General features: G+C 68.8%; 7 protein-coding genes. 2 read left to right on the forward strand and 5 right to left on the reverse strand.

Annotated features, from left to right (window positions below; all coding sequences use genetic code 11):
* Positions 1–105: 105 nt before the first annotated feature.
* From V6S85_RS12430 to V6S85_RS12450, 5 genes are read right to left on the reverse strand one after another with little or no spacing between them, the layout of a single operon-like run.
* Positions 106–1,725: a M20/M25/M40 family metallo-hydrolase gene (locus V6S85_RS12430; RefSeq protein ID WP_334349053.1), complete on the reverse strand. Its 1,620-nt coding sequence runs from the start codon at positions 1,723–1,725 to the stop codon at positions 106–108.
* A 1-nt stretch (position 1,726) separates the two neighbouring features.
* Positions 1,727–3,052, reverse strand: coding sequence for a CapA family protein (locus V6S85_RS12435; RefSeq protein WP_334349054.1), 1,326 nt, complete (start codon positions 3,050–3,052; stop codon positions 1,727–1,729).
* A complete protein-coding gene (locus V6S85_RS12440; RefSeq protein ID WP_334349055.1) occupies positions 3,040–4,749 on the reverse strand; it encodes a hypothetical protein in 1,710 nt (569 codons plus the stop codon). Before V6S85_RS12440 ends, V6S85_RS12435 begins: the two co-directional genes overlap by 13 nt.
* On the reverse strand, positions 4,746–5,690 hold the full coding sequence (locus V6S85_RS12445; RefSeq protein WP_334349056.1) for an ornithine cyclodeaminase family protein: 945 nt from the start codon (positions 5,688–5,690) through the stop codon (positions 4,746–4,748). The genes V6S85_RS12440 and V6S85_RS12445 overlap by 4 nt, the downstream gene beginning before the upstream one ends.
* A 2-nt stretch (positions 5,691–5,692) precedes the next feature.
* The gene (locus V6S85_RS12450) at positions 5,693–7,966 is read right to left on the reverse strand and encodes a TonB-dependent receptor (RefSeq protein WP_334349057.1); all 2,274 of its coding nucleotides are present in this window, start codon (positions 7,964–7,966) and stop codon (positions 5,693–5,695) included.
* Positions 7,967–8,267: 301 nt separating this feature from the next.
* Between V6S85_RS12450 and V6S85_RS12455 the strand changes: the two genes are divergently transcribed.
* Together V6S85_RS12455 and V6S85_RS12460 are read left to right on the forward strand one after the other, a co-directional pair.
* Positions 8,268–8,945, forward strand: coding sequence for a helix-turn-helix transcriptional regulator (locus V6S85_RS12455; RefSeq protein ID WP_334349058.1), 678 nt, complete (start codon positions 8,268–8,270; stop codon positions 8,943–8,945).
* Between the two features lie 157 nt (positions 8,946–9,102).
* Positions 9,103–11,820 (forward strand): TonB-dependent receptor, encoded by a 2,718-nt coding sequence (locus V6S85_RS12460; protein ID WP_334349059.1) that lies wholly within the window; start codon positions 9,103–9,105, stop codon positions 11,818–11,820.
* Positions 11,821–11,854: the final 34 nt, after the last annotated feature.

An 11,854-nucleotide genomic window follows, 5' to 3' on the forward strand; every position in this document is an offset into this window, starting at 1 on the left:
ACCATCGCCCCCGGCATGGCCGCAGACCTCGTCCTCCTCGATGACCAGCGCAACGTCGTCAGGACCTGGATCGACGGCGTCTGAATCGTCGTTCCGCGCTCCGCCTCAGGAAGCCGGCGCGGGACGCGGCGCTCGCGTGTCGCTGTTTGCGCTGTTGATCAGGAAGATCGCCAGCACGGTCGCGGCCTGGGCCAGGTCGGCCGGCGCCAGCCTCTCCAGCGTATCGAGACTCGTGTGGTGCGCCCGGCTGTCGTAGTCGAGCGGATCCTGCAGGAACGAAATCCCCGGCAGGCCGATCTCGGTGAAGGTCGACTGGTCGGCGGGCCAGTGCGGCCCGTCATAGACCGCCAGCACGCCCAGATCCTTCAGCGGCGCGGTCCAGGCGCGATAGAGTTCGGCAAGGGCCGGATTGCCGCCGGTGAACACGCCCCGGATGCGCCCCGAACCGCCGTCCAGATTGAAGGCGACGCTGAACGCCTCGTACTCCGGCCCCTTGCGCAGTGGACCGACCCTGGCCCGCCGTCCCTCGACCGGCAGGGCCATCTGCTCGGGCCCGGTGGAGCGCGGGATCCATCCCAGGCGCTGCCGGGCATAGGCTTCGGACCCGTAGAGGCCCTGCTCCTCGCCGCCGTAGAAGACGACGCGGATGGTGCGGCACGGCCTGGCTCCGACCGCGCGCAGGATGCGGATCGCCTCCAGGGTCGCGGCCACGCCTGCACCGTTGTCGGCCGCGCCGACGCCTGCCGCCCAGCTGTCGAGATGCGCGCCCGCCAGGATCACCTGGGCCTTCAGGGCCGGATCCAGTCCCGGCAGTTCGGCCACGACATTATAGCCGGGCTCGGCGGGATCGCCTTCTTCGGTGGCGATCTCCAGCTCCAGGCGCGGCGCCGCGCCAGCCTTCGCCAGGCGCCAGCAACGGGCATAGGCCGGGCCATCGACATAGAGCGCGGGAAAAGACGGCCGCTCGGCCGACAGCCAGGGACGACCGCCGAGTTCGGAGCCGTCGACAATCATGGCGCCCGGCTCGGCGCCGCCGCCGTCGATCAGCACGGCCAGCACGCCCTCGGCCGCCAGGAAGGCGTTGCGGCGGGCCTTGAACAGCCCTTCCCGCCCCTGGCGCGCGCGTCGCTCGGCGACTGTGCGGTAATAGGCGCCGACGGCCTCCGCGGCCTCGCCCTTCAGGACCTGCTCGTCGCTGTAGCGGACAACCGCTGGTTCGTCGGCCCGCAAGGCCTTGGGCGGCCCCAGCAGCACGATCCGGCCGGCGAGCGTTCCCTTCGCGCGTCCGAGGTCTTCGTCGCTGTCCAGGCGCACGGCGACCGCCTGGCCGGCGACCGCGCCCTTGGTCGCCACGGACCAGGGGCTGGCCACGGCGGCGAACTGGACGGCGTCGGGCGCGGTCATGCGCGCCCAGGCCAGGGCCTGCCGCCAGGAAAGACCGAACGGGCCGATCGGCTCTAGCCGTGGATCGCTGAGGCCCAGCGCCTGCAGTCGCGCCAGCGCCCAGTCATAGGCCCGGCGCATGTTGGGCGATCCCATCAGCCGGGCGCCGACCTCGTCGACCAGGCTCGTGGCGAAGGTCATGGCCTGGCCGCGCGTCAGGCCCTCGTCGCGGATCGCCTGGTAGAGGGCCAGATCGGGAACCGGCGCCTCTCGGGCCAGCGCCTTCGGGGCCATGGCCAGCGCGCCCAGACCGGCCAGGGCCTGCCGCCGCGCCAGCCTCATCTCAGCGCTCCGCCGGCACGCGGATCACGCCGACATCGCCCTCGATGTCGATGCGCGTGCCGAACTGCACGGAGGCGGCCTGGATGCGCTTGAGGATCCGCTGGGCGTCCTCGCGCGACGGCGACTTGGGCGTCCCTTGCAAGCGGTCGTCCTCGAGGTTCTGGATAAAGGGATGGATGCGGATCACGGCCACGCGGCCGTTGCTATACTCGCTGACCGCCACGGCGCCGTCGTACCACTCGGCCGGCAGGGTGAAGCCGCGGAACTGGCGGTTCTTGTCGCCGACCTGGAACATCAGGCTGCCCATGCCGTAGAAGATCGGCCGGCCCTTGTAGATCTCGACGCCCAGCAGGGCGTGGGGACCGTGGCGCACCACCGCGTCGGCGCCGGCGTCGATCAGTTCGTGGAACAGCGGCTGCATGTAGTCGGCCGGCCGGGTGTCCTCGGGGTCGGACGAGGCGGTCTCGTGGGCGTGGATCGAGAACAGCACCAAATCCGCCTTGCCCCGCGCCTCCTTGACACTGGCCAGGGCGGCGGCCCGGTCGCCCGCGTCTAGGTCGTAGCTGAGGCCCGGACGCTCATCGACGCGGAAGGTGGTGCGGCCGATGGTCAGCTCGTCGCCGGTCTTGGCGGCGCTGAAAACCTCCGGGTTCTTGGTCGCGTCGGGCGTCGTCGAGCGGGCGGCGATCTCGCGCAGGGTCTTCATCTGCTCGGGCGTGACGCGCTGCAGCTCGCGCGAGCGCAGCGGCGCCAGGCCCGGACGAGCGCGGAAGCCGCGGGCTGGATTGGCGTCGGCGGCCAGGGAGATGTCGGTGTAGCTGCCGGCGAACGAGACCAGGGCGACCGTGCCGCGAGCGGTCTTGGCGTAGGCGGGCTTGCGGGCCGCGCTCAGGCTGCCTCCCGTGCCGGCATGGACGACGCCGGCCGCGTCGAGCGCGCGCTGGGTCAGCGCCATGCCCTCCACGCCGAAATCGGTGGCGTGGTTGTTGGCCATAGACATGAGTTTGAAGCCCATGGCCTTCAGGTCGAAGGCGACGGCCGCGTCGTTGACCGGCGTGCCGCCGCCGTTCTGCGCCGCCGGCCAGCCGGGGAACTTGTCGAAGTCGAAGATCGCGCCTTCCTGGTTGCCGAAGGCCGCATCGGCGCCGGAGAGCAAGCGCTGGATCCGCAGCGTGCCGGGATCGTCAAGGCCGGTGATCGGATGCTCGGGTCCGATCAGGTCGCCGGTCACGGCCAGCGAGAAGCCGTCCTTGACGGTGGCGGGCGCTTGAGCCGCCGCCGCGCCGGCGACGGAGGCGGCCAGAAGCGCGGTGATCAGTAGACGCATTTCATCCCCTCGGTCCAGGGCTTGCGGGTCCATTGATAAACCTCGACCGTCTCGCCGCGCGGCAGGTAGGTCAGCGGGAAGGTCCTGCCGTCGCGCGTGACCTTCAAGGTCAGGGTCGCGGCCGGATCGCCCTGCACCCCGTCGAGCGCCACCGCGTAGGTGACGACGTCGCCGTCCTTCAGCCCGGCCTTCGCGGCTTCCGAACCAGGGATCAGGCCGCGGATGGTCTTGATCGTGCCGACCAGCGATTTCGGCTCGAAGCCCAGCTCGAACCGGCGGGCCTTGGCCGTCGTGCGGGTGAAGCAGGGTCCGAAGTCGTCGGCCTGCGGCAGCATCAGGCCGCCGGCCAGCATGGCCTCGTGCAGCTTGCGGCCGTCCTCGCCCAGCTCGCCGGTCAGCAGCGCGACCCAGGCCGCGTCATCGGCCTTTTCGCCTGCGGCGAAGCGGCGGTTCATCTCCAGCACCAGGTCGTCGACCGAGCGCTTGCCGCCGCTCGCACGGCGGATCTTGCCGTCCAACACCGCGAAATAGAGGCCGCCTCGGTCGTAGGGCAGCACGCGGATGCGGCTGTCCTCCCAGAAGCGCGGCATGATCTCGTGGTCGGGCGTGCCGTTCAGCGGGTTGGCATAGTAGCGCCGGGCGGTATCGTTGAGGTCTTCGAGGAATTCGTCGGCCGACAGCAGGCCGGCGCGGAACGGCAGCAGGCCCTGGTAGTGGACGGCGATCCCCTCGCCATACCACTGGCCGGCGTCGGAGTCGGTCCAGGTATGGACCATCTCGTGCGACAGCGTGCCCTTGAGGCTGTCGCCCTTGGTGTCCGCGCCGTAGGTGGTCAGGAACGAGCGGGTCAGGGCCGTGCCGCCGCCAGCGTTGATCGGGTTGTAGCGCAGGAAGACCCGGTAAGGCGGGACGGTCTTGTCGTGGAAAAAGCCGCTCATCCAGCCGTGCAGTTGGTTGGTCCAGGCCATCAACGGCGCGGGATCGAACGGCGGCGTCCCCATCCAGGCGGCCGAGAATCCAGTTTCTGAAACCGCCGCCGGCTCGCGCTTCATCGGCCCGGCCATGAACACCGTCGAGGCCAGTTGGCCGGCCGGTCCGTCCGGCAGGGCGACGTCGCCCTCGCCAAAGCTGGAGGTCGCTGTCGAGCCCTTGGGCAGAACGCCCAGGTCCCAGCGGAGGCGGATGCGGCGCGCGACCTGGTCTTCGGGCAGCAAAATGAAGGTGTTGCCGACGCCCGACACGCCGCCGCCTTCGGTCCGGAGAGCATAAGGCGGCCCCGAGCCGCGCGTGGGCGGGGTGTTGTCGACGGGAGCGAGGTAGCGGACCACGACGGGACCGCGGGTGGCGCGGCCGGCCAGCCAGTGGCGAGACCAGACCATGCCCTTGGGCGGATCATCCCGTACCCTCAGCGGAATGTCGCCGTCGGCGTCTGTCGCAGTTAGTCCGGTCAAGGTGTCAGCGACAGTGGCCGTGTTGGCGATCACCAGCGGCAAGGTCAGCAGCGACGCCCCGGCCTGGACCGAAAGGCCGGAGAACCGCAGTTCCACCGCCAGGCTGCCAGCGCCCTTGGCCTCGTCCATGCGGCTGGGCGTCAGGCGCACGTCCAGGGACGGCGCGGGCTGGGCCAGGCTCGCGCCGGCGGGCGCCAGGATGAAGGCGGCCGCCAGCCCGGCCAGCAGACGGGTTCTCAAGGTCATCGCACCTGCTCGTAGAGATAGGCCGTCGCCGCCAGGTCCTGCACGGCGTGGCCGATCGACTTGTACACGGTAATGTCCGAAGGCGACCGCCGCGCCGCCGCCGGATCGGCGAAGACCTCGCCGATCTCGGCCTGGATGCAGTCCTCGGAGACGAGGCCGGCAGCTATGGCGCGCAGGAACTCCCCTGCCCCGTTTCGCGCTGACTCGCGGCTCTCGACGAAGTAGCGCCCGACCGACACCACGGCGGCCTCGGCCTCTGCGGCCGAGGCGACGCTGGCGCCGACCAGGTTCACGTGGGTTCCCGGCGTCAGCCAGTCGGCCATCAGCACCGGCTCGACCGCGCCGGTGACGGTGCAGACGATCTGGGCGTCGGCGACGGCCTCGCGGGCGTCCTCGACGGCGATCACCGACAGGCCAGTGCTTTCCGCCATCTGCGCGCAGAAGGCCTGGGCGCGCTCGAGCGATCGCCCCCAGACCCGAACTTCCCTAAGAGGCCGCACCCGGGCCAAGGCCTCGATATGGGCGCTGGCCTGGTGGCCGTGCCCCATCAGGGTCAGCCGCTCGGCGTAGGGCAGCGCGAGGGCGTCGGTAGCCGCCGCGGTGCCTGCCGCGGTGCGGATCTGGGTGATGGCGCCGGCGTCGGCGACGCAGACCGCTTGGCCGCTCTGCGCGTCGAACAGGACCACCACGCCCTGGTGGGCGCTACGCCCCGGCCGGTCGGGCTCGGCGAACACGCTGATCAGCTTGGCGCCGAAATAGCCGCCGTTGAGCAGCGCGCCCGGCATCTGGCCAAACAGCCGCCCCGCGCCGATCGGAATGATCGAGCGGGGCAGTTGCCGGGTCTGCCCCGCCGACAGGGCCACCATCGCCTCGCGCACCGCCGTCCGGCAGCCATCGAGATCGAGGCTTTGCAGGACGGCGGCTTCGTCGAAGAACCGCATGCCTAGAAGCTGCGGCTCAGCGAGACGCCCGCGGTGCGCGGCTGCAGGAAGATGGCCTGCGGCGCGCTGGTGCCGCCACGGGTCGTCGCCTCGACGACGCCGCGCTCGTCGCCCAGGTTCTTGATGTAGGCGGTGAACCGCCAGTCGGCGTTGTAGATACCCCCGCGCACATCGAACGTGGTGTAGGACGGCAGCTTGATACGCGCACCGTAGGCGGTGTTGCCCGTCGTCGTCGGCAGGATGTTGGCGAAATCGCCGTAGCGCTCGCCGACATAGGCCACGCTGGCGCCGACCGTGGCCGAGAAGCCGTGGCCGATCGACCAGTCGTAGTCGCTCGACAGGCTGGCCGAGACCTTGGCCGAACCCGGCAGGCGGTCGCCCTTGTCGCCGTAGATCGGCGAGGCGCCGGCTGGCGACTTCAGGTCGTCCGACAGCTTGGCGTCCAGCAGGGTCAGCGCCCCGTCGAACGACAGGCCGCCGATCGGCGCCCAGCGGCCCGACAGTTCCAGACCCTGGCTGCGAGCGGTGGAGCCGTTGGTATAGTAGGTGAACTGCGAGGCCACGTCGGTGGTGAGGAGCTGGATGTCGTCCCAATCCACCCGGAACAGCGCGGCCTCGTAGGTGAAGCGCGCCGCCCGGATCACGCCTTTCAGGCCGGCTTCGTAGCTGACCACGCTGTCGGACTGGAACGACAGCGGAATGCCCGAGACGCCCGAGCTGTTGGGTCCGCCCGGGCGATAGCCGGTGGCGATGCGCAGATAGGCCATGGCGTCGGGCGAGATCTTGTAGCGCGGCGTCAGCAGCCAGGTGACCGCGTCGTCCGACGACTTGGCCTGCGGCACCGACGAGGTCGGGCCGAAGAAGCGCACGGCCTGCGGGGCGATGGTCGTGGTCGAGGCGCTGTCCTGGTCGTTGGACGAGTAGCGCACGCCGGCCTGCACGTCGAAGGCCGGGGTGAAGTGGTAGGTGACGTCGGCGAACGCCGCCTTCTCCTCGAACTTCGCCGGGCCGACCGACGCGTAGGCCGTCGAATCCGAGCCCGTGGTCGGACGCACGACCAGCGTCTGGTCCACGGCGATCTTCTCGTGGGTGTAGAAGCCGCCGACCAGCCATTCGAGCGGGCCGTCCGACTTCGAGGCCAGGCGGATCTCCTGGCTGAATTTCTTGGTCTGGTCGGCGTTGATCAGCGAGACGCTGGAGCCGGTCGGCGCCGAGAAGGCCGACAGCAGGAAGCCGAAGGTGTTGGTCTGGTCGAGGTCGGAGGCCGACTTGATGCGGTTGTAGGCGCTGACCGAGGTCAGGTCGGCGAAGCCCAGGTCGAGGCTGGCGCGGCCCTGGTACAGGGTCACGTCGACGTCGCGCTTGGTCGGCGCGATGTTCAGCGTCATGTCGCCGTAATAGGGCGTGAAGTCGACGCCGCCGGTGAAGGCGCCCGTTCCGCAGGACGGGCAGATGCGGATCTGCGGGCTGCCGACGAACTTGGCTTCCTGGCGCAGCACCGACAGGTCGATGGTCAGGGCGTCGGTCGGCTTGAACAGCAGCGCGGCGCGACCGCCTTCGACGCGGTTGTCGTTGACGTCCTCGCCCGCGGCCTTGGCGTTGATGTTGTCGAGGTACGGCGGATCGTGGCGGGTGAAGCCGCTGACCCGCAGCGCCAGCTTGTCGCTGACGATCGGCAGGTTGACTGCGCCGCGCAGCGACCAGCCCTCGCCGCCGCCGGAGACGGTGTTGGCGCCGGCCTCGATGCGGCCGCTGAACCGCTCGGTGTCGGGGCTGACCGTCACATACTTCACCAGGCCGCCCAGGCTGGAAGCGCCGTAGAGCGTGCCCTGCGGGCCGCGCAGGATCTCGACGCGCTGCAGGTCGGACGGATCGATGTCGATCAGCGGCGACTGGGCCGAGGCCGCGCCCGAGGTCAGCGGCACGTCGTCCAGGGCGAAGGCCACGGTGGCCGCCGTGCCGCCGCCGGTGGTGACGCCGCGGATGGCCACGCCGTTGGCGCGTTGCTCGGTGCCGCCGCCGCTCAGCGAGACGCCGGGCACGCGGTTGTAGAAGTCGCGCACCTGCACGAGGTTCTGCCGCGAGAGGTTGTCACCGGTGACCGCCGCCACCGACACCGGCACGTCCAGCAGGCGCTCGGACTTCTTCTGCGCCGTCACCACGATCTCGCCGATCGTCGTGTCGTCGGCCGCGTCCTGGGCGTGGGCCAGGGAACCGGCCAGGAGGCACGCGCCGCCCGAACCCGCCAGCAGAAAAGCCTTCAAACCGTTGCGCATCGCAGTCCCCAATTCGCCGGGCGCGGCGTCCCCCGCCGACCCAAGACCCATGTTCGCCAACAGCTTTGCAACAGAACGAAGACGGCTTCAACATTTTGTTGAAAACATCGACTACGTGTTGATGCGTGCGAAATTTCGCATGAATTCCAGGCCATTGCTGATCAAACGGCGGGCGCCGGGTTGTGTATCGAAGCCGACCGGCGATCGTGTTGCGCACAGGACAAGGCCGGAATATCAACGCTCTGTTGAATGACGCCGCTTCGTTCCCGGCTCGCCGCCACGCATGAAAGACCAGACCTCCGTGCAAGACGAAAAGGCCCTGCTGGGCGTTCTCCAAGGCGTAGCCAAGGCGCTGGAATGCGCCGTGAACCAGCACACCGAGGTGGTGGTCCATAACCTGCGCCAGCCGGAGTCCTCGATCATCGAGATCGTCAACGGCCACGTCAGCGGCCGCAGCGTGGGTTCGGCGATCATCTCCGGCCCCGCCGAAGACAAGGCCTTCGACACCCTGGTCGCCAGCAAGGCCGCCGCTCATCCCAACGAGGTGCGCGTGGTCTCAAACTACACCTCCCGGACCGGCGACGGACGCGCCCTGCGCTCGTCCTCGGTGGTGCTGTTCGACGAGGAGGGCGTTCCGGCGGCCGCCCTGTGCCTGAACGTCGACATGGGCGCGATCGAGCGCATCCAGCGCGAGGTGCAGGCCGCCCTTATTCCCAGCGTCCTGCCGCCCCTGCCCGCCCCGAGGTCGGAAGGCAATATCGAGGACCTGATCGAGGAGATCATCGTCTCGGCGCTCGAAGCCGCCGGCGCGCCGGTCGAGCGGATGTCGAAAACCGAGAAGAAGGCCGCCGTCGCGATCATGCACGAGCGCGGCCTGTTCGTGATCCGCGGCTCGGTCGAACGGGTCGCCGCGCGCCTGGGGGTCACCAAGTTCACGATCTACAACTATCTCGACGAGATCGGCGCCAAGCGCTCCTGAACGGGGCCGCCGCCCGGCCGACTGTGAAGTATTCATAAAATTCCGGCGCGCCTGCCGATCGGCCGCGTCCCTTGAGCTTGGGAGCATCTCTGCTCCGGTTCAGGGCCTGCGGTCGATGAAAACGCTATCGTTCAAAACCAAGCTTCTCGCGTCCTCGATGGCGCTCTTCTCGTTGCTGGGCGCGGGTCAGGCCTTCGCGGAAGACGCGCCCGCCTCCACCACGGACTCCGCCGAGGTCGCCGCCGTGACCGTGGTCGCCACCCGCAACGACGCCATGCGCACCCAGATGGCCAGCGACAACGCCGTCAGCGTGATGTCGGCCGACGACCTTGAGCACACCGCCGTCCACAACGTCGCCGAAGCCCTGGCCCTGCTGCCCGGCATCAGCGTGCAGAACACCGGCAACTCGTTCTTCGGCGGCGTCGACGGGGCCTCGCGCGGCGAAGGCATGTTCGTCGGGGTGCGCGGCATGAACTCTGAGTTCACCCTGGCGCTGATCAACGGCGTCAACGTCGCCCAGGGCATGCCCTACTCACGCCAGGTGCAGCTGTCGCTGCTGCCGCCGTCGGGCCTGAAGACCATCGTGGTCAACAAGAACTCGACCGCCGACATGGACGGCGACGCCATCGGCGGCACCATCGACTTTATCACGCCCTCGGCCTTCAGCTTCCGCGACGGCTACGCCTCGCTGTCGGTCGCCGGCCGTGTCGAGAGCCGCGCGCGAACCTATGACGAGGACGGCCTGGGCGGCGGCGTCAGCGGCGAGATCGCCCGCCGTTTCGGCCAGAACCAACAGTTCGGCGTCTATGTCAGCGCCTTCTACGACAAGCGCACCTTCGCCAACTCGATGGTAGCGGCCCTGATGAACGCCCAGAACGATGGCGGCTGGGCCTATCTGCACTCGGCGACGGACTCTGGCGAAGGCGTCAATCCGGCCGGCATGGACAAGGAAGCCAACCTGGCCCTGACCGGCCTTAACGTCGGCGTCTCCACCGGCCACACCAAGCGCTACGGCGGCAACTTCTCGCTGGACTGGCGCCCGGACGACAGCCTGGACCTCTATCTGCGCGGCTCCTACGCCTTCGCCGAGACCGAGCAGAACTCGACCCTGAACCAGTTCGTCCAGAACCGCGCCCGCGTCTTCAACGCCGCGACCGGTCTCTACGACCTGCACCTGACCAACTCGTCGGTTCGCATGTGGTACACGACCAATCCCGAGGATGCGGACCTGAGCACCGTGACCCTGGGCGGCGTCAAGCGTCAGGGCGCCTGGACCCTGTCGCCGTCGGTCTTCTATTCGGAAGGCGGCAACGACCGCCCCAACCATATCGAGGCCTCGGTCCGCAACAACCAGTCCGACCGCTTCAACACCGGCTTCCTGACGCCCTACAGCGGCCTGTTCATCGGCTACAACAAGGACGGCTATCCGATGCCGCTCCTGACCCAGGCGCAGCGCGACCTGATCAACAACTCGGGGACCGCGCTGCTGGCGCGCCGGGCGGGCCAGCTGACCGAGCAGTTCTCGAACCAGCAGAAGTTCGGCGGCCGCTTCGACGCCCAGCGCGACTTCGACGGCGGGGCGCTGTCCTACATCAAGACCGGCGTGAAGTACGTGCAGAGCCACCGCCGCGTCACCAGCCACGACTGGACCAACGATCACTTCGCCAACCTGCTGGGCAAGCCGGGCGTGACGTGGAACGAGCTGGGCCTGATCTCCGGCTATTTCGACTCCGTCTATCCGGGCCTGTACGACATCCGCGCGCCGAAGGTGAACCACGACCGCCTGGTCTCGCTGTTCCGCCAGTATTTCGACGCCAACGCCGCCGCGGCCGACCTCTGCTACCTGAACTGCAACACGCTCAAGGGCGATGAGAACGTCGCGGCCGCCTACGTCACCGGCAAGTGGGACATGGGCGCGCTCGAGGTCATTCCCGGCCTGCGCTACGAGCACACCAGCATCGAGAACACCTACTGGAACAACGATAGTAAGGCCCGAGGCTTCGAGACCAACTCGACCAAGTACAACGAGTGGCTGCCCAGCCTGTTCGCCAACTACCGACCGACCGACGACGCGGTCTATCGCGCCTCGATCACCCGCGCCTACATGCGGCCGGCCCTGGTGCAGTTGGGCGGGTCGGAGACGACCACGCGCGGCGACAACTCGATCACCGTCACCCGCGGCAACCCGGACCTGAAGACGCTGAAGTCCTGGAACTTCGACGCCTCCGGTGAATGGCGCAACAGCGCCGGCGGCTATGCCATGGTGGGCGTCTACTACAAGCGCCTGTCGGACTACATGTACGACAACGGCTCCACCACCGTGAACGGCGGCCAGTCGTCGGGCGGCACGCAGTACAACGGCGAGACCTTCGACCGCGTGACCATCGTTTCGCCGACCAACGGCGGCGAGGGCTACGTCAAGGGCGTCGAGATCCAGCTCTATCAGAAGTTCGACATGCTGCCGGGCTGGCTGTCGGGCTTCGGCGCCGGCGCCAACTACACCCGCCAGTGGACGCAGGTCGACATCGGCGGCGGCGAGAAGAAGCGGATGCAGAACGCGCCGGACGAGCTGGCAAACCTGAAGCTCAACTACGTGCTGGGGAACCTGACGGTCGACCTGAACTGGAACTACGCGGGCGAGACGGTCATGGCCTACAACCGCGTGGCCGGCCTCGACTACTGGACCCGCCCGACCCGCCGCACCGACCTGCACGCCGGCTATGACTTCGGCAACGGCGTGGTGCTCGACCTGTCGGTCTCCAACCTGTTCAAGAACTACAGCTACTGGGCCCATGTCGGCGAGAACAGCCTGGCCATCTCCGACGTGGTCAATTCCGGCCGCACCACCCTGCTGACGCTGAAGTACGACTTCTAAGCGTCGGCCAAGGCCCGGTTCGCCCTCCCCTTTG

Source organism: Caulobacter sp. CCNWLW153, from assembly GCF_036889365.1.
GTDB classification, from domain to species: Bacteria; Pseudomonadota; Alphaproteobacteria; order Caulobacterales; family Caulobacteraceae; genus Caulobacter; species Caulobacter radicis.

What these genes read in the sequence shown, in the direction of transcription:
- V6S85_RS12445 (WP_334349056.1), bottom strand. Translation starts at nt 5,690, where the DNA reads ATGCGGTTCTTCGACGAAGCCGCCGTCCTGCAAAGCCTCGATCTCGAT.
- V6S85_RS12460 (WP_334349059.1), top strand. Translation starts at nt 9,103, where the DNA reads ATGGCGCTCTTCTCGTTGCTGGGCGCGGGTCAGGCCTTCGCGGAAGAC.
- V6S85_RS12435 (WP_334349054.1), bottom strand. Translation starts at nt 3,052, where the DNA reads ATGCGTCTACTGATCACCGCGCTTCTGGCCGCCTCCGTCGCCGGCGCG.
- V6S85_RS12440 (WP_334349055.1), bottom strand. Translation starts at nt 4,749, where the DNA reads ATGACCTTGAGAACCCGTCTGCTGGCCGGGCTGGCGGCCGCCTTCATC.
- V6S85_RS12450 (WP_334349057.1), bottom strand. Translation starts at nt 7,966, where the DNA reads ATGCGCAACGGTTTGAAGGCTTTTCTGCTGGCGGGTTCGGGCGGCGCG.
- V6S85_RS12430 (WP_334349053.1), bottom strand. Translation starts at nt 1,725, where the DNA reads ATGAGGCTGGCGCGGCGGCAGGCCCTGGCCGGTCTGGGCGCGCTGGCC.